General features: G+C 47.9%; 17 protein-coding genes and 1 pseudogene. 9 read left to right on the forward strand and 9 right to left on the reverse strand.

Annotated features, from left to right (window positions below; all coding sequences use genetic code 11):
- Window positions 1–51 precede the first annotated feature (51 nt).
- The 5 genes from chbC (at window position 52) to chbG (ending at window position 4,887) form a co-directional block, all read left to right on the forward strand.
- Complete coding sequence (gene chbC / locus ACJHX4_RS15670) at window positions 52–1,410, forward strand: PTS N,N'-diacetylchitobiose transporter subunit IIC (RefSeq protein WP_000073030.1); 1,359 nt, start codon at window positions 52–54, stop codon at window positions 1,408–1,410.
- Window positions 1,411–1,460: 50 nt separating this feature from the next.
- Window positions 1,461–1,811, forward strand: a complete 351-nt coding sequence (gene chbA / locus ACJHX4_RS15675) for a PTS N,N'-diacetylchitobiose transporter subunit IIA (RefSeq protein WP_000968919.1) — start codon at window positions 1,461–1,463, stop codon at window positions 1,809–1,811.
- A 7-nt stretch (window positions 1,812–1,818) separates the two neighbouring features.
- On the forward strand, window positions 1,819–2,661 hold the full coding sequence (gene chbR, locus ACJHX4_RS15680; protein WP_000983641.1) for a transcriptional regulator ChbR: 843 nt from the start codon (window positions 1,819–1,821) through the stop codon (window positions 2,659–2,661).
- Between the two features lie 102 nt (window positions 2,662–2,763).
- Window positions 2,764–4,116 (forward strand): 6-phospho-beta-glucosidase, encoded by a 1,353-nt coding sequence (gene celF / locus ACJHX4_RS15685; RefSeq protein WP_000078748.1) that lies wholly within the window; start codon window positions 2,764–2,766, stop codon window positions 4,114–4,116.
- Between the two features lie 12 nt (window positions 4,117–4,128).
- A complete protein-coding gene (chbG, locus tag ACJHX4_RS15690; protein WP_000440433.1) occupies window positions 4,129–4,887 on the forward strand; it encodes a chitin disaccharide deacetylase in 759 nt (252 codons plus the stop codon).
- A gap of 46 nt (window positions 4,888–4,933) precedes the next feature.
- Here chbG and katE read toward each other — a convergent pair whose 3' ends face one another.
- A complete protein-coding gene (katE, locus tag ACJHX4_RS15695; protein ID WP_000077883.1) occupies window positions 4,934–7,195 on the reverse strand; it encodes a catalase HPII in 2,262 nt (753 codons plus the stop codon).
- Window positions 7,196–7,377: 182 nt separating this feature from the next.
- Between katE and cedA the strand changes: the two genes are divergently transcribed.
- Window positions 7,378–7,641 carry a cell division activator CedA gene (gene cedA / locus ACJHX4_RS15700; RefSeq protein ID WP_001241562.1) on the forward strand — a complete coding sequence of 88 codons (264 nt, stop codon included), beginning with the start codon at window positions 7,378–7,380 and terminating at the stop codon, window positions 7,639–7,641.
- 46 nt (window positions 7,642–7,687) lie between these two features.
- Here cedA and tcyP read toward each other — a convergent pair whose 3' ends face one another.
- The 3 genes from tcyP to hxpB all read right to left on the reverse strand — a co-directional run bounded on the left by tcyP (window position 7,688) and on the right by hxpB (window position 10,634).
- Window positions 7,688–9,079 (reverse strand): cystine/sulfocysteine:cation symporter, encoded by a 1,392-nt coding sequence (gene tcyP, locus ACJHX4_RS15705; protein ID WP_001010714.1) that lies wholly within the window; start codon window positions 9,077–9,079, stop codon window positions 7,688–7,690.
- 132 nt (window positions 9,080–9,211) lie between these two features.
- Window positions 9,212–9,802, reverse strand: a complete 591-nt coding sequence (locus tag ACJHX4_RS15710; RefSeq protein WP_001295408.1) for a metal-dependent hydrolase — start codon at window positions 9,800–9,802, stop codon at window positions 9,212–9,214.
- 163 nt (window positions 9,803–9,965) lie between these two features.
- Window positions 9,966–10,634 (reverse strand): hexitol phosphatase HxpB, encoded by a 669-nt coding sequence (hxpB, locus tag ACJHX4_RS15715; RefSeq protein ID WP_000106821.1) that lies wholly within the window; start codon window positions 10,632–10,634, stop codon window positions 9,966–9,968.
- Between the two features lie 146 nt (window positions 10,635–10,780).
- Between hxpB and ACJHX4_RS15720 the strand changes: the two genes are divergently transcribed.
- The gene (locus ACJHX4_RS15720; protein WP_000222172.1) at window positions 10,781–11,317 is read left to right on the forward strand and encodes a YniB family protein; all 537 of its coding nucleotides are present in this window, start codon (window positions 10,781–10,783) and stop codon (window positions 11,315–11,317) included.
- A gap of 40 nt (window positions 11,318–11,357) precedes the next feature.
- On the opposite strand, the gene ACJHX4_RS15725 is transcribed toward ACJHX4_RS15720, so the two are convergent.
- The 3 genes from ACJHX4_RS15725 to pfkB all read right to left on the reverse strand — a co-directional run bounded on the left by ACJHX4_RS15725 (window position 11,358) and on the right by pfkB (window position 13,644).
- The gene (locus ACJHX4_RS15725; protein ID WP_000267670.1) at window positions 11,358–12,218 is read right to left on the reverse strand and encodes a fructosamine kinase family protein; all 861 of its coding nucleotides are present in this window, start codon (window positions 12,216–12,218) and stop codon (window positions 11,358–11,360) included.
- A 105-nt stretch (window positions 12,219–12,323) separates the two neighbouring features.
- Window positions 12,324–12,614 carry a type V toxin-antitoxin system endoribonuclease antitoxin GhoS gene (ghoS, locus tag ACJHX4_RS15730; protein ID WP_000146146.1) on the reverse strand — a complete coding sequence of 97 codons (291 nt, stop codon included), beginning with the start codon at window positions 12,612–12,614 and terminating at the stop codon, window positions 12,324–12,326.
- Between the two features lie 100 nt (window positions 12,615–12,714).
- Complete coding sequence (gene pfkB, locus ACJHX4_RS15735) at window positions 12,715–13,644, reverse strand: 6-phosphofructokinase II (protein WP_000251758.1); 930 nt, start codon at window positions 13,642–13,644, stop codon at window positions 12,715–12,717.
- A gap of 285 nt (window positions 13,645–13,929) precedes the next feature.
- Between pfkB and ACJHX4_RS15740 the strand changes: the two genes are divergently transcribed.
- Window positions 13,930–14,688: a YdiY family protein gene (locus tag ACJHX4_RS15740; protein WP_000771396.1), complete on the forward strand. Its 759-nt coding sequence runs from the start codon at window positions 13,930–13,932 to the stop codon at window positions 14,686–14,688.
- Window positions 14,689–14,740: 52 nt separating this feature from the next.
- On the opposite strand, the gene yniD is transcribed toward ACJHX4_RS15740, so the two are convergent.
- Entirely contained in the window at window positions 14,741–14,848 is a 108-nt protein-coding gene (yniD, locus tag ACJHX4_RS15745) for a small membrane protein YniD (protein WP_001142445.1), read from the reverse strand.
- A 170-nt stretch (window positions 14,849–15,018) separates the two neighbouring features.
- Window positions 15,019–16,043 (reverse strand): annotated as a pseudogene (locus ACJHX4_RS15750) (ShET2/EspL2 family type III secretion system effector toxin).
- A gap of 523 nt (window positions 16,044–16,566) precedes the next feature.
- On the opposite strand from ACJHX4_RS15750, the gene thrS reads away from it, so the two are divergent.
- Window positions 16,567–18,495, forward strand: coding sequence for a threonine--tRNA ligase (thrS, locus tag ACJHX4_RS15755; protein ID WP_001144199.1), 1,929 nt, complete (start codon window positions 16,567–16,569; stop codon window positions 18,493–18,495).
- Window position 18,496: the final 1 nt, after the last annotated feature.

Raw genomic sequence — 18,496 nt, forward strand, 5'->3', positions numbered from 1 at the left:
CATAAATCAATACCGCAATATTTAAATTGCGGTTTTTAAGGGTATTTTTCTATGAGTAATGTTATTGCATCGCTTGAAAAGGTACTCCTCCCTTTTGCAGTTAAAATAGGAAAGCAGCCACACGTTAATGCAATCAAAAATGGCTTTATTCGCTTAATGCCGTTAACCCTTGCGGGGGCCATGTTTGTATTAATTAACAACGTTTTTCTAAGCTTTGGGGAGGGGTCGTTTTTTTATTCCTTAGGTATTCGCCTGGATGCCTCAACCATTGAAACACTTAATGGTCTGAAAGGTATTGGCGGCAACGTATATAACGGAACATTAGGGATAATGTCTTTAATGGCACCGTTCTTTATTGGCATGGCGCTGGCAGAAGAGCGTAAAGTCGATGCGCTGGCGGCCGGGTTGTTATCCGTTGCAGCATTTATGACCGTCACCCCATATAGTGTCGGTGAGGCCTATGCGGTTGGCGCAAACTGGTTAGGTGGGGCGAATATCATCTCCGGGATTATTATTGGCCTGGTGGTGGCAGAAATGTTTACCTTTATTGTTCATCGTAACTGGGTCATTAAGTTACCTGATAGCGTTCCGACATCGGTTTCGCGCTCTTTCTCAGCATTAATTCCTGGTTTTATTATTCTTTCCGTGATGGGGATTATTGCCTGGGCGTTGAATACCTGGGGCACCAACTTCCATCAGATCATTATGGATACGATCTCAACCCCACTGGCATCGTTGGGTAGCGTGGTAGGCTGGGCCTATGTGATCTTTGTTCCACTGCTCTGGTTCTTCGGTATTCATGGCGCGCTGGCGCTGACCGCACTGGACAACGGCATTATGACGCCTTGGGCGCTGGAAAATATCGCGACCTATCAGCAATATGGTTCCGTCGAAGCGGCGCTGGCAGCCGGTAAGACCTTCCATATCTGGGCCAAGCCGATGCTGGACTCCTTTATTTTCCTTGGTGGCAGTGGTGCGACTTTAGGCCTGATCCTGGCTATCTTTATCGCCTCTCGACGTGCTGATTATCGTCAGGTGGCAAAACTGGCGCTGCCGTCTGGCATCTTCCAGATTAACGAACCGATTCTGTTTGGTCTGCCAATTATCATGAACCCGGTGATGTTTATCCCGTTTGTACTGGTACAACCGATTCTGGCGGCAATCACCCTGGCAGCGTACTACATGGGCATTATTCCACCGGTGACCAATATTGCACCGTGGACCATGCCAACCGGTCTGGGAGCCTTCTTTAACACCAACGGTAGCGTCGCCGCATTGCTGGTCGCACTCTTCAACCTTGGTATCGCAACGTTAATTTATCTGCCCTTTGTTGTGGTCGCTAACAAAGCACAAAACGCGATTGATAAAGAAGAGAGCGAAGAAGATATCGCTAACGCCCTGAAATTTTAATCGATGCCGGTACGGGTAATCGTGCCGGTAAGAATAGAGAGGAACGATGTATGATGGATCTCGATAATATTCCCGATACGCAAACGGAAGCTGAAGAGCTGGAAGAAGTGGTGATGGGGCTTATCATCAACTCCGGACAAGCGCGTAGCCTGGCGTATGCGGCACTGAAACAGGCGAAGCAGGGCGATTTTGCCGCAGCAAAAGCGATGATGGATCAGTCACGGATGGCATTGAATGAAGCGCATCTGGTACAGACGAAACTGATTGAAGGCGATGCTGGCGAAGGTAAGATGAAAGTGAGTCTGGTGCTGGTCCACGCTCAGGATCATTTAATGACGTCCATGCTTGCGCGTGAACTGATTACTGAATTAATTGAGCTTCATGAAAAACTGAAGGCATAAGGAGTCGATGATGCAGCCAGTGATTAACGCGCCGGAAATTGCCACTGCCCGAGAACAGCAGTTGTTTAATGGCAAAAACTTCCATGTGTTTATCTATAATAAAACTGAGAGTATCAGCGGACTGCATCAGCACGACTATTATGAATTTACTCTGGTATTAACCGGGCGTTATTTCCAGGAGATTAACGGTAAGCGCGTGTTACTGGAACGGGGCGATTTTGTTTTTATTCCGTTAGGTTCGCACCATCAAAGTTTTTATGAGTTTGGTGCCACGCGTATATTGAACGTTGGGATCAGTAAACGCTTTTTTGAGCAGCATTACCTGCCGTTGTTGCCTTATTGCTTTGTAGCTTCGCAGGTATACCGGACCAATAACGCTTTTCTCACCTATGTGGAAACAGTGATTTCTTCATTGAATTTCCGCGAAACAGGGCTGGAAGAGTTTGTTGAGATGGTTACTTTTTATGTCATTAACCGTTTACGTCATTACCGCGAAGAACAGGTGATTGATGATATACCGCAGTGGCTGAAAAGTACGGTAGAAAAAATGCATGATAAAGAGCAGTTTAGTGAATCGGCGCTGGAGAATATGGTGACGTTGTCAGCCAAATCACAGGAATATTTGACGCGAGCGACTCAACGATATTATGGTAAAACGCCAATGCAGATTATTAATGAAATCCGTATTAATTTTGCCAAAAAACAACTGGAAATGACCAACTATTCAGTGACGGATATTGCGTTTGAGGCCGGTTATAGTAGCCCGAGCTTGTTTATTAAAACGTTTAAGAAATTAACGTCCTTTACGCCTAAGAGCTATCGTAAGAAATTGACTGAATTTAATCAGTAAGTCGTTATACCTGACAATTCACATATCTGTCCTGTTGCTGGATTATTTATGTCCGGGGGCAGATATGCCAGATATCAGTATTCTGTACTGAAGGGAGAAATTATGAGCCAGAAATTAAAAGTCGTCACTATTGGTGGCGGGAGCAGCTATACCCCGGAGTTACTGGAAGGATTTATTAAGCGTTATCACGAATTGCCGGTCAGCGAATTATGGCTGGTGGATGTCGAAGGTGGTAAAGCGAAACTGGATATTATTTTTGATCTCTGCCAACGGATGATTGATAACGCTGGCGTCCCGATGAAGCTTTATAAAACGCTGGATCGCCGCGAAGCATTGAAAGATGCTGATTTCGTTACTACCCAACTGCGCGTTGGCCAATTACCGGCGCGGGAACTGGATGAACGTATTCCATTAAGTCATGGTTATCTTGGTCAGGAAACTAACGGCGCGGGCGGTCTGTTTAAAGGTCTGCGTACCATTCCGGTGATTTTTGACATCGTAAAAGATGTCGAAGAACTATGTCCGAATGCATGGGTGATTAACTTCACTAACCCGGCGGGAATGGTCACTGAAGCCGTTTATCGTCATACCGGATTTAAACGCTTTATCGGCGTGTGTAATATTCCGATCGGCATGAAGATGTTTATTCGCGATGTTCTGATGCTGAAAGACAGCGATGATTTATCTATCGATCTGTTCGGCCTCAACCATATGGTGTTCATTAAGGATGTGCTGGTAAATGGCAAATCACGCTTTGCCGAATTGCTTGATGGTGTGGCATCCGGGCAGTTAAAAGCATCTGGCGTTAAAAATATTTTCGATCTGCCATTTAGCGAAGGCTTAATTCGTTCTCTGAATCTGTTGCCGTGTTCTTATTTGCTTTATTACTTCAAGCAAAAAGAGATGCTGGCTATTGAAATGGGCGAATACTACAAAGGCGGCGCACGAGCGCAGGTCGTACAGAAAGTCGAGAAACAACTTTTTGAGCTATATAAAAACCCGGAGTTGAAAGTTAAGCCGAAAGAACTGGAACAGCGCGGTGGGGCTTATTATTCTGATGCTGCGTGCGAAGTGATCAACGCTATCTATAACGACAAGCAAGCAGAACATTACGTTAATATCCCGCATCATGGGCATATTGATAATATTCCGGCAGACTGGGCGGTAGAAATGACCTGTACGCTGGGGCGCGATGGCGCGACGCCACATCCGCGCATTACGCATTTCGATGATAAAGTGATGGGGCTGATTCACACCATCAAAGGCTTCGAGATTGCTGCCAGCAACGCCGCACTTAGTGGAGAATTTAACGATGTCTTACTGGCGCTAAACCTTAGTCCGTTGGTGCATTCCGATCGCGATGCTGAGCTGCTGGCACGCGAGATGATTCTGGCGCACGAGAAATGGCTGCCAAATTTTGCCGACTGCATCGCAGAGCTTAAAAAAGCACATTAACCGAGGCTGATTATGGAACGCTTACTGATTGTTAATGCTGATGATTTTGGCTTAAGCAAAGGTCAGAACTACGGCATTATCGAGGCCTGTCGCAATGGGATTGTCACGTCGACGACGGCGCTGGTGAATGGGCAGGCTATTGACCATGCGGTGCAGTTGAGCCGTGATGAACCGAGTCTGGCCATAGGGATGCACTTTGTCCTTACTATGGGCAAGCCTCTGACAGCTATGCCGGGGTTAACCCGCGATGGTGTGCTGGGAAAATGGATCTGGCAGTTGGCAGAAGAAGATGCTTTACCGCTGGAAGAAATTACTCAGGAGCTCGCCAGTCAGTATTTGCGTTTCATTGAGCTATTTGGACGCAAACCTACGCATCTTGATAGCCATCATCATGTGCATATGTTCCCGCAGATTTTCCCGATTGTGGCAAAGTTTGCGGCTGAAGAGGGGATTGCGTTGCGCATCGACCGTCAGTCGCTTTCTAAGGATGGTGATTTACCGGCTAATCTGCGCAGTTCGCAGGGATTCAGTAGCGCGTTTTATGGTGAAGAGATTAGCGAGACACTGTTCCTGCAAGTGCTTGATGACTCCAGTCATCGCGGCGAGCGCTCGCTGGAAGTGATGTGCCACCCGGCGTTTATCGATAATACGATTCGCCAGAGTGCTTATTGCTTCCCTCGGTTAACGGAACTGGATGTGCTGACTTCAGCGTCGTTGAAATATGCGATTGCTGAGCGTGGTTATCGGTTGGGTAGTTATCATGATGTGTAAGTAAGGTGGTAAGGTCACTCCCCAGGGGGCGTGACCTTATCCATATTTACGCCGGGATTTTGTCAATCTTAGGAATGCGTGACCACACGCGGTGTGCTGTCATCAGCGTTAACAGTTCATCCATAAAACTACCATCGGCGCGGTCAGCTTCCGCAATCCCTTCTTCACCCTGGTCAGCGACCTTGATTGTTGCTTTAAACTTGCGCGCGTCTCCTGCCAGCGCAATCGGTTTAAGGTGTTTGTAGGCTTCCATCAGATAGTAGTTGGCATCGCCGTTGTTAGCGATATCCGCAATATTGCCGCAAGGGACAATGACTGCATCGACCGTCAGCGAAGGCGCACCGGCAAAGGTAGCAGCTATAGGCAACACCGTACCGTCATCCGCAGTCACTTCCCCCATTCGCGAGTAGAGCAGTTTGGCATGAACGCCTTTGGCCTTCAGCGCCTTGAGAATGGCCAGAAGGTCTGCCGATCTCACTTCATCATTAAGCAAAATTGCTACCACGCGACCTTTCACATCACCGTCAGGAATGGCGTACAGACTTAAGGATGGATCCTTTTTCAGACCGTTGACGTTCGGAGGCGGGGTGATATTCAACTGGTCGTCAGTCAGTTCGATACCGAGATTTTTCGCCACCGCCTGGGCCAGAGTGAGATCAATATGCGCCAGCTGGTCAACAACGCGCTCACGAATATACGGCCGAACTACTTTGCTTAACTCAAAACTGAAACCATCGACAATATGGCGATGCTCGAATGGCGTCTGACTTAGCCAGAACAGACGCGGATGGGAATAATATTCGCCAAACGATGGACTGCGCTCGCGAACTTTATTGCCTTCCACGCGTTCCTGGTATGATTCAAAACCGCCACGTTTTGGCCCCGGCGGTGTTTCGCGCGGCCAGTTATCGTTGATCGAGTTCGGTTCGTAATTCGCCGGGTTAGTGTCGATCCCCATACGATGCATGCCGTCACGCTGGAAATTATGGTAAGGGCAGGTCGGGCGGTTAATCGGAATTTCATGGAAATTCGGCCCACCAAGACGACTGATTTGTGTATCGGTATAAGAGAACAAACGCCCCTGCAATAACGGGTCGTTGGTGAAATCCAGACCGGGGACAATATGCCCTGGATGGAAAGCCACCTGTTCGTTTTCAGCAAAGAAGTTATCCGGATTACGATTGAGCACCATTTTGCCGACACGCTGAACGGGCACCAATTCTTCCGGGATAAGTTTGGTTGGATCGAGAAGATCGAAGTCGAACTTGAATTCGTCTTCTTCAGGAATCAACTGGAAGCCCAGTTCGTATTCAGGAAAATCGCCTGCTTCAATCGCTTCCCACAACTCGCGGCGGTGGAAGTCCGGGTCACGTCCGGTTAGTTTTTGTGCTTCATCCCAAACGAGTGAGGCTTTACCTGCCAGTGGTTTCCAGTGGAAACGTACGAACGTTGCCTTCCCTTCGGCATTAATCAGGCGGAAGGTATGAATACCGAAGCCTTCCATAGTGCGGTAACTGCGCGGGATACCGCGATCCGACATTGCCCACATCACGTTGTGCAGAGTTTCAGGTTGCAGAGAAACATAATCCCAGAAAGTATCGTGGGCACTTTGCCCTTGTGGAACTGCCCAGTGCGGTTCTGGTTTTACCGCATGAACAAAATCGGGGAATTTATGCGCATCCTGGATAAAGAAGATTGGCGTGTTATTGCCAACGAGGTCAAAAATACCCTCTTCAGTATAGAACTTGGTGGCAAAGCCACGGATATCACGCACGGTATCGGCAGAGCCAGCGCCGCCCTGAACGGTAGAGAACCTAACAAATACTGGGGTGATTTTGTTCGTATCTGAGAGGAAATCCGCTTTGGTGATATCGCTTAAGCTTTTATATGGCTGGAAATAACCGTGAGCTGCTGATCCGCGTGCATGAACAATACGTTCCGGGATGCGCTCATGGTCAAAGTGAGTGATTTTCTCGCGCAGAATAAAATCTTCCAGCAGAGTTGGACCACGGCTACCGGCACGCAGTGAGTTTTGATCGTCGGCGATGCGCACGCCCTGATTAGTGGTCAGCGCATAATTTTCACTGCCTTTGCGTACGTCTTCCAGAGAATTAAGTTTTTCGTTACGCGTATCAGGGGCTTTCAGGCTCCCTGGGGCGGTAGGTTGTGCACCAGGCGGTGTTGGTTCAGCCGCTGGACGATGAGATCCGTCTTCAGGTGCCAGTGAGTCCATCCCCGGTTTCGCTTCGCTGGAATCGTGTAGTGGTGACTGGTGCTGATGTGGGTTCTTTTCGTTATGTTGCGACATTGAACTCGTCTCCTTAAATTATTACTGAAAGGGCCGCTGTTTTGGTCAAAAAACCCTCTAACTATAGACCACCAGCCAGATCCCGCTTCGGAAACTATTCTGGAAACGGTGTTATGAAATACACGCAAAGCGGGACGTACAGGGGCTAAATCGGCTAAACTACAGTTTTTCTGATTTTTAATATGCGTTTAGTGAAGCCAGTAATGAAGAAACCGCTCCGTCAGCAAAACCGCCAGATTATTAGCTATGTCCCACGCACGGAACCCGCGCCGCCAGAACATGCGATAAAGATGGATTCGTTTCGAGATGTCTGGATGCTGCGTGGCAAATATGTTGCGTTTGTACTGATGGGGGAGTCATTTCTGCGCTCACCGGCGTTTACTGTGCCTGAATCCGCCCAGCGTTGGGCAAATCAGATCCGCCAGGAAAATGAGGTCGAAGAATAAAAAAACACCTGTCGGGATGACAGGCGTTTAACGTAACAAATCAGGATTAACGGTGTGCCAGTTCGGCGTCGTCTTCGCTATCCAGAATGGCTTTATCGGTTTGCTTCAGCCACTGGCTGGTCAGCGTGCCAGCGGTCATCGAGCCACTAACGTTTAGCGCCGTACGGCCCATGTCGATAAGCGGTTCAACGGAGATTAACAATGCCACCAGTGTTACCGGCAGGCCCATCGCAGGCAGCACAATCAGTGCGGCGAAAGTTGCACCACCACCGACACCGGCAACGCCTGCGGAACTAACGGTGACAATACCGACCAGCGTCGCAATCCACATCGGGTCCAGCGGGTTAATGCCCACCGTAGGCGCAACCATCACCGCCAGCATTGCCGGATACAAACCGGCACAACCGTTCTGACCAATGGTCGCACCGAAAGAGGCGGCGAAACTGGCGATGGATTCAGGAACACCCAGACGACGCGTTTGTGCTTCCACATTCAGTGGGATAGACGCAGCACTGGAACGGCTGGTAAAGGCAAACGTCAGTACTGGCCATACCTTACGGAAGTACTTCAGCGGGCTCACGCCATTAATGCCCAGCAGAAGGCCATGCACTGCAAACATAATCAGCAGACCGAGGTAGGACGCGACAACGAAACTTCCCAGTTTGATGATGTCTTGCAGGTTAGAACCTGCAACCACTTTGGTCATCAGCGCCAGAACACCGTAAGGGGTCAACTGCATGACCAGGCGAACCAGTTTCATCACCCAGCTTTGCAGGGTATCGATAGCGGTTAAGACGCGTTCACCTTTCGGCGCATCATCCTTCAGCAGTTTCAGCGCAGCTACGCCGAGGAATGCGGCAAAAATTACCACGCTGATAATTGACGTCGGATTGGCTCCGGTCAGATCGGCAAACGGGTTTTTCGGGATAAAGGACAAGACCAGCTGCGGAACGCTCAGGTCAGAGACTTTACCAACATAGTTACTTTCGATGGCGTTCAGACGTGCAGTTTCTGCACCACCCTGAACCAGACCTTCAGCCGTCAAACCAAACAGGTTGGTGACCAGCACACCAACCAGCGCTGCAATCAGCGTGGTAAACAAAAGCGTACCGATGGTCAGAAAACTGATTTTGCCTAACTGAGATGCGTTATGCAGACGGGCAACCGCGCTCAGAATAGAGGCGAAGACTAGCGGCATAACGATCATTTGCAGCAGTTGAACATAGCCGTTACCAACAATGTTAAACCACTGTACAGAATCTTTAAGTACCTGGCTGTCAGAACCATAAATGGTATGCAGGGCAAGGCCAAAAACCACACCCATCACAAGACCCACCAGCACTTTTTTCGCCAGACTCCACTGTTTGTGGCGGGTTTGAGCCAGCGCAAACAGCAGTACAACGAACACCACGATGTTCGCAATTAATGGAAAGTTCATCCCCGTTCTCCTGATCTTATTATTTCTATCACTGCGTAGCAGTCATAGTGTTGGCGCAAGATTAACAGAACTGTGAGCTGGCTCTTATATTCAAATGGAATTGCTTATTCCAGAAAGGCGATTTTTGCCTTTTTAGTATTCAACCTGATGCTTAATAAGCCGATGAAACTGGATCTGTAAGGTATTGATCATTTGCGATGACCAACGAACAGCGCTGTTTTCGGGTAATGAATGGGGCATCCATACCGACCAGACAAATAATGCCATGCAGATAAAACGTTCCAGTTGGTTGCCCTTTTGGGGAACCAGGATAGGCAAGCGGAAACGCCAGCGGCATGGCCAGAGCAGGGGAACACCGGCGGGTGTCAGCATATCGGCAAGTATGTGGCTCAAATAACCCAGCACCATACCCTGCAACGCATCAGCCGGAATGAACCAGCTTTCAGGAACCTTAAGGTAAAAGGTTGCCAGCAGCGCAAATACCGCCAGCAGGCTGTGGGTAAAACCACGATGCCCAAAAGCGCGGGCGATCGGTTTTGATATCCACTTTAATCGCTGCCCAAGAAACGACTTTGGGTGATCGATGTCCGGTAACAAACACGTCAGGATTGCGGAAGGGACAATATGCCACCAGTCCCCCTGTGCCAGCACGGGCGTCAGCTCGGCATTTTTGGCAAATACCGCACAAGCAATAGAAAAGAGAAGGTGACCTTCCGCCGTCATGATAAAACTCACTAAACTGTCGATACGTACAGTATAGGGTTTTTATACAGTGCACGGAAGTGGTGACGGTGTAACTCTTTCTCTTAAATTGGCGATTAATCCGTCATTTGAATGCAAATTCAGATAAAGAACCAGGGGCAGTGTGATCACTGCCCCCTGGTCATTAACCGAGAAGGTCTTTTGCGGTGAGTTCTGTCAGCGATGAGAGTTTGACGTTTGCTAATACAAAACGTGGATCATTTTGCGCTTCTGGCGCAGGAACGACGATGGAACGCATGCGGGCTGCTTTAGAGGCGATCATGCCATTTACCGAATCTTCCAGTGCCACGCAGGTCAGAGGGTCAACCCCCAGTTTTGCTGCGCAGTCAAGATATACTTGCGGATGCGGCTTGCTGTAAGGCAGTTTTTCAGCCGAGGCGAGGGCATCGAAACTGTCGCGTAAATCAAACATGGTCAATACTTTTTCCAGCATATGCAGCGGTGACGCGGAGGCCAGCCCCACCAATAAACCTTGTTCTTTGCATAACGCAACGGCTTCACGCACACCTGGCAATAATGGACGTGTCTCTTCAACCAGTGAAATGGCACGGGCAATAACTTGTTCTACTACTTCCTGACGGCTTGGCCCATTCCATGGTTGCCGGGCGTACCAAAGATCGACCACCATATCGATGCGTAAACCTAAGGTGTCCGGCAGCTCGTTACGACGGGAGATATCCACCCCCAGGCTTGCCATCACATCCAGTTCGGCTCGATCCCATAAAGGTTCTGAGTCGATAAGTAATCCATCCATATCAAAAATTGCAGCAAGAATCTGACGCGGGGTTGACATTACAACCTCTCCTTTAGAGCATTATATGTAAGGTATTAAGCCGTGCTTATGATTAAGCGCCTATCATATCGCCTTTAAAGAATGGGCGAAAACAGATATCTACAGGTAAACTAAGTGAAACGACGCGTCTTAATCAAGGAGAACTCATGACGTATCAACAAGCTGGACGCATTGCTGTTTTGAAAAGGATTTTGGGTTGGGTGATTTTTATACCTGCATTGATCTCTACATTGATTTCTTTGCTGAAATTTATGAATACCCGGCAGGAAAACCAGGAAGGCATTAATGCGGTCATGCTCGACTTTACTCATGTCATGATCGATATGATGCAGGCGAATACGCCTTTTTTGAATCTGTTCTGGTACAACTCTCCGACGCCCAATTTTAATGGTGGCGTGAACGTTATGTTCTGGGTGATTTTCATCCTGATTTTTGTCGGACTGGCGTTGCAGGATTCCGGAGCCCGGATGAGTCGCCAGGCGCGCTTCTTGCGGGAAGGTGTTGAAGATCAACTCATTCTGGAAAAAGCCAAAGGGGAAGAGGGGCTAACGCGTGAACAAATTGAGTCACGTATTGTTGTTCCGCACCATACTATTTTCCTGCAGTTTTTCTCGCTGTATATCCTGCCGGTTATTTGTATTGCTGCAGGTTATGTGTTCTTTTCTCTGCTTGGGTTTATTTAATCAAAAGGCCGCACGGAGCGGCCATTATCCTCAACCCATATCATGCTGCTAATAATCTATCCAGTGACTGCTGAGCAATAACCAAATGCTGACCGCCAAATAACCTTGCACGATTTAACAGCGTGTAGAGTTGGTAAACCGGTTGACGTTCAAGGAAATCGGCAGGTAGCGGGGATACTGACTGATAGCCGTCATAGATTTGTGGCGGCTGTTCAGTATGCAGCGGTAACATCGCCAGGTCGCACTCTCGGTCACCCCAGTAACAGGCCGGGTCGAAAATGTACGGGCCATCCGGACCCAGCGCACAGTTGCCGGACCATAAATCGCCGTGCAACAGAGAAGGCTGCGGTTGATGCGAGGCAAGACGCTGCTGAATATGCTCGACGATGGCATCGATATTGCCGAAAGCGATCCCTTTTTCTGCCGCCAGTTCCAGCTGCCAGCCAATCCGTTGTTCAGCAAAAAAAGTTGACCAGCGACGTTGCCAGGTGTTGGGCTGTGGAGTTGTGGAGAGCGCGTTATCGAAATCGAGGCCAAATTGTGGTTGGTCGCTCCATTGATGTAAACGCGCAATTTGCTGACCAAGAATAAATGCACTATGCGCATCCAGCGGGCGAGGTGGGAGATAATCCATCACCAGAAAACTGTAGTCACGGTCAGCGCCAACTGCCCAAACCTTAGGCACGGTGACGGTTTTACTACGCGACAGTAACTCCAGTTGGTCGGCTTCGGCGGTAAAACCGGGAAGCAGTTCCCTTTCATCACATTTGACGAAAAAGTCACGTCCTGCATAGCGCAAATGCCATGCGGCATGGACTTCTCCGCCAGGCAGTTCATTACGCAGTTCTATTTCGCCTTCACCTAACTGCTCGCTCAAAAGACGACTGATTGCCTGCCACATGATGTCTCTCCCATGTTGTCTGCCAGATCATAAGGTTAGCGCAAGAATGCGGTGTAAAAACACGAGCTAACGCACACCACAGACTGATTATTGCCCAAAAACCATTTATTTTCTGTTGCTATTCCATTCCTCCCAGGTCGTGATGGTGATTTCAGGATCTTTGCCGGTTGCACTGTGGGTAAGCCCCGAAACCAGTTCTCTAATTTCTTCTTCACTTTGGGTACTGATAAGTCCAAAAGTGTTAGTCCCCAGCTCATGGATATTGCCATCATCATCTGTCATGGTGAGCAAAAAACCGTCGCGAGTCAGGTAATTATTCAACTCGTTAATTTCAGTCAATGTATCCTCATGCAACATGACGGTTATTACATAACGGACAAGATCGCCACTGGCCATAGTTCACCCCTTTGTTATCACATGACTTTTGAGCATAGTCGGAGAAACGCGTTGCCGACAGGTTGGTGGTGATTCCCCCAATGCTGGGGGAATGTTTTTGTTAGCGGGAAAGGTAAGCGTAAATTTTTTGCGTATCGTCATGGGAGCACAGGCGTGTTCCCTGGTTGAGTGTGGCTGCACTCCCCGCAGCTACGCCAAAACGGACCATCTCTTCAAGAGAAGCATTTTCTGCCAGTTTAAGTGTCATCGCGCCGACCATGCTGTCACCAGCGCCAACGGTACTCTGGCTTTTCACCGGTGGTGGCACCACCTGAATGCAGTTTTCACTATCAACGCCCAGCGCCCCTTGTGGACCCAGGGAAACGACAACCCGTTTGGCCTTGCCGCTATTAACGATTTCCTGCGCGGCTTTGCGGACATCGTCTGGCTGGGTGAGTTCGCGATTTACCAGCGCACTGAGTTCTTTGTGGTTAGGCTTAACCAACTCGATGTTACCAATCGCCAGTGCTGCACTTAACGCTTCGCCAGAACTGTCGACGATGCAGCGGATCCCTTGTTTTTGCGCAGCGGAAATCAGTTGGGTTAATTTTTCCAGCTTCACACCTGGCGGCAGGCTTCCGCTTATGACCAGGATGGCCCCGGATTCAATTTCCAGAACTTGCTCTTCGAGCTGGCGAAACTCATCTTCATTTAATGCCGCGCCTGGCATAACAAAACGATACTGCTCACCGCTTGCTTCCACATGTACGTGTAAATTCTGCCGGGTCCAGTCTTTGGCTTCTACAGTAGCGACGGGGACATTTTCATCCGCCAACAGTGAAACCAGATGTTCGCCGGTCGCGCCACCCGCCGGGAAGATCGCTGTGGCAGTGCCTCCCAGATGGGCAATGGCGCGGGCGACGTTGATGCCGCCGCCTCCGGGTTCGAATACCGGTGCGGTACAGCGCAGTTTTCCTTCGGGATAAATTTGCGGGGTAATTGTTGCGCTATCGAGTGAGGGCGCAAGTGTCAACGTATAGATACGTACCATCATTTCCTCCTATAGGCTGATTTCAGTCTGGCACCGAATCAGCGGAAAGTGAAGAAATTAACAATATGATTTATTGGAGCTTTACTTAAAAATTTGCAGATAAATATATATAAATAAAAATCTGTTTTCGCCACATGCTTATTCAAAAAATGAAATAAGAATACATTGCTAAGTTATTCGCGCCTTTTTATAATTCGTTACCTTTCCAGGGACGCTAATCTTTATCCTTAAGAAAGTTTCCGGGACCGCGATGGTCTCTTTTTTTGTTGTACGGACTCTTGATAAATGAAGCTTTTGAAGACAGTTCCTGCCATCGTTATGTTGGCGGGGGGCATGTTTGCGTCACTGAATGCAGCTGCCGATGATTCCGTTTTTACTGTCATGGACGATCCTGCCAGCGCTAAAAAACCTTTCGAAGGTAATCTGAACGCAGGATATCTTGCACAATCAGGCAATACGAAAAGCTCCTCACTTACGGCTGACACCACTATGACCTGGTATGGACAAACCACTGCCTGGTCGCTGTGGGGGAACGCCAGTAATACTTCTTCTAATGATGAGCGTTCTTCAGAAAAATATGCGGCGGGCGGGCGTAGCCGTTTTAATTTAACTGATTATGACTATTTATTTGGTCAGGCAAGCTGGCTGACAGACCGTTATAACGGCTATCGAGAGCGCGATGTGTTGACCGCGGGTTATGGTCGCCAGTTTTTGAATGGCCCGGTACACAGTTTCCGCTTTGAATTCGGCCCTGGTGTGCGTTACGACAAATATACCGACAATGCCAGTGAAACCCAGCCGCTGGGCTATGCCTCCGGGGCTTATGCATGGCAGTTGACTGACAACGCTAAATTTACGCAGGGTGTTTCGGTCTTTGGCGCGGAAGACACAACGCTGAACTCCGAAAGCGCATTAAATGTTGCTATTAATGAACATTTTGGACTGAAGGTGGCTTACAACGTTACATGGAACTCTGAACCTCCAGAGTCTGCACCGGAACATACCGATCGTCGGACAACCTTATCGTTGGGTTACAGCATGTAAAATTATCTGCCGGACCGTGTTATGCGGTCTGGCTGTTTTCGTTTGTCACTGCTCAGCCCCAAATCATTGCTGCCCAACGTAGCAACAACATAGCGCCACAGATTGCCAGTAGCACCACCACCATCTTCCAGTGTTTTTTATCAAAGCGTTTAGTCGGCATACCAGTGTCCTGCATATCTCTTGTGCGTGATAACGGAGTGTAACAAAAGGGACAGGCATCAAGGGATTTTTTGTTATTACAGTCGTCGGGTGGCGTTGTACACCTGGTCACTGTTTCTGCATTTTATGAAAAAAATTATGTATCGATATACAAATATCATAAATAGCGGGTTATAAATACGTCTTTAGTTCATCAGCACTAAAACTCAGGCTTTGGCTGATTACATTTATAGCAGCATAATATGTTTCTACAGTTTTATGATGATTATGATGAATGGCTATATGAACAGCTGACATGTTGTCATGATTTTTAGCGGCCAACAGTGTAAATAACTGACGTTGGCTAAAAGAATATTTTTTTCAAAAGTACCCAACGTTGATATATAAGATAACACGACATCTTTACTTACTGACAAAGTATGATTGTCTATATATAAAATCGCGGACATATGACTGACATTGTTTGCCATCATTCGACAGAAGAAAATATCTAAAGCAAAGCCAAAATCCTGACTCGCGATAACGCGACTCCTTGCAAGAGGATGGCGAAGTAATGCTCTGAATTCCGCGTCCCGGACTAAGGGAACATGCTGCTGTATGGATTCAATGGAGGAGTAATGTTTAATCAGGTTGACTTTGCCTTTTCCATTTCTCAATGAATCAAGGGCGTATTGTAATGACGGATGGCGACAAAAAATAGTGTCAGAAGGAGATTGCGAAAAAATACACTATCATTGAGATTTACTGTTGGCTGTATGGTTTTTTCTCTATGAATTTTTTTGGACAGTTTCATGCAATGGTTACGTTTTTCGGCAGTTAACTGTTCCCGTTCAATATAATCCAGTATGCTTCGCAAATGGTTAGCTTTAATAGGCGTGGTTTCCAGAAATAAGGAAATGATTTATTTTTTATAGTGTAATGAGTGTATTTTCTGCATGGATGGGTGAAGTGGCAAAGTTAATGATAAAAAGGGCAGTGGAATAACAATTGTGTGATATTTTTCGACAGCTTACGGTAAATTCCTGAGTAACACAGTATGACAGCATCGAACTTAAATCAGAGGTATCAAGTAGGGTGATGAGCTGGCGCGCAAATTGACTAATAGGCTCTGATGAAGGCGTTAGTATGTCGCTATCGATGTGCATTCTAAGAGGAGACTCATAATGAGTTCTGATAATGATATCGTTTTCACTCATAATCTATTCGCCTTATATATGTCTGGAGATTTTGAGGATGATGATTAATTATTATCGCCAGAACGAAATGCGCACGAAAAATTGCTATAAGAATTGTGTCACTTTTATCATTGCGATATGACCACTTCGTCACTGAATCTCATGATCGTTTAAATACCACCGCCAAATAACGCAACGAACTTTGCTGGATTCAGTTTATGCTGCTGTAAATCCGCTCGTAGTAAACCTTTCAGACACTCTGTGATGATATCAGTGGTTCTTTAAGCGTTTTGCTGGTGTACTCACTACAAACGAATTGCGAATCGAATCAATGTGAAACGGAAAGGTACAATCTCCCTTTTTTTAGTGTTAACATCGTTCAACCGGGTGGAAGGTGAGAGGTTAATGTCTTTCATTTGTGTACCTGATTGCGAACCAATTTAGCATTTGTTGGCTAGATGGTTTCGCAATGAACTGTTAATAAACAAATTTTTCTTTGTATGTGATCTTTCGTGTGGGTCACCACTGCAAATAAGGATATATAATGCCTGTTATAACTCTTCCTGATGGCAGCCAACGCCATTACGACCACGCTGTAAGCCCCATGGATGTTGCGCTGGACATTGGTCCAGGTCTGGCGAAAGCCTGTATCGCAGGGCGCGTTAATGGCGAACTGGTTGATGCTTGCGATCTGATTGAAAACGACGCACAACTGTCGATCATTACCGCCAAAGACGAAGAAGGTCTGGAGATCATTCGTCACTCCTGTGCGCACCTGTTAGGGCACGCGATTAAACAACTTTGGCCGCATACCAAAATGGCAATCGGCCCGGTTATTGACAACGGTTTTTATTACGACGTTGATCTTGACCGCACGTTAACCCAGGAAGATGTCGAAGCACTCGAGAAGCGGATGCATGAGCTTGCTGAGAAAAACTACGACGTCATTAAGAAGAAAGTCAGCTGGCATGAAGCGCGTGAAACTTTCGCCAACCGTGGGGAGAGCTACAAAGTCTCCATTCTTGACGAAAACATCGCCCATGATGACAAGCCAGGTCTGTACTTCCATGAAGAATATGTCGATATGTGCCGCGGTCCGCACGTACCGAACATGCGTTTCTGCCATCATTTCAAACTAATGAAAACGGCAGGGGCTTACTGGCGTGGCGACAGCAACAACAAAATGTTGCAACGTATTTACGGTACGGCGTGGGCAGACAAAAAAGCGCTTAACGCTTACCTGCAACGCCTGGAAGAAGCCGCGAAACGCGACCACCGTAAAATCGGTAAACAGCTCGACCTGTACCATATGCAGGAAGAAGCGCCGGGTATGGTATTCTGGCACAACGACGGCTGGACCATCTTCCGTGAACTGGAAGTGTTTGTTCGTTCTAAACTGAAAGAGTACCAGTATCAGGAAGTTAAAGGTCCGTTCATGATGGACCGTGTCCTGTGGGAAAAAACCGGTCACTGGGACAACTACAAAGATGCAATGTTCACCACGTCTTCTGAGAACCGTGAATACTGCATTAAGCCGATGAACTGCCCGGGGCACGTACAAATTTTCAACCAGGGGCTGAAGTCTTATCGCGATCTGCCGCTGCGTATGGCCGAGTTTGGTAGCTGCCACCGTAACGAGCCGTCAGGTTCGCTGCATGGCCTGATGCGCGTGCGTGGTTTTACCCAGGATGACGCGCATATCTTCTGTACTGAAGAACAAATTCGCGATGAAGTTAACGGATGTATCCGTTTAGTCTATGATATGTACAGCACTTTTGGCTTCGAGAAGATCGTCGTCAAACTCTCCACTCGTCCTGAAAAACGTATTGGCAGCGACGAAATGTGGGATCGTGCTGAGGCGGACCTGGCGGTTGCGCTGGAAGAAAACAACATCCCGTTTGAATATCAACTGGGTGAAGGCGCTTTCTACGGTCCGAAAATTGAATTTACCCTGTATGACTGCCTCGATCGTGCATGGCAGTGCGGTACAGTACAGCTGGACTTCTCCTTGCCGTCTCGTCTGAGCGCCTCCTATGTGGGCGAAGACAACGAGCGTAAGGTTCCGGTAATGATTCACCGCGCAATTCTGGGGTCGATGGAACGTTTCATCGGTATCCTGACCGAAGAATTCGCTGGTTTCTTCCCGACCTGGCTTGCGCCGGTTCAGGTTGTTATCATGAATATTACCGATTCACAGTCTGATTACGTTAACGAATTGACGCAAAAACTATCAAATGCGGGCATTCGTGTTAAAGCAGACTTGAGAAATGAGAAGATTGGCTTTAAAATCCGCGAGCACACTTTGCGTCGCGTCCCATATATGCTGGTCTGTGGTGATAAAGAGGTGGAATCAGGCAAAGTTGCCGTTCGCACCCGCCGTGGTAAAGACCTGGGAAGCATGGACGTAAATGAAGTGATCGAGAAGCTGCAACAAGAGATTCGCAGCCGCAGTCTTAAACAATTGGAGGAATAAG

The organism is Escherichia sp. WS2035, assembly GCF_046487065.1.
GTDB classification, from domain to species: Bacteria; Pseudomonadota; Gammaproteobacteria; order Enterobacterales; family Enterobacteriaceae; genus Escherichia; species Escherichia coli.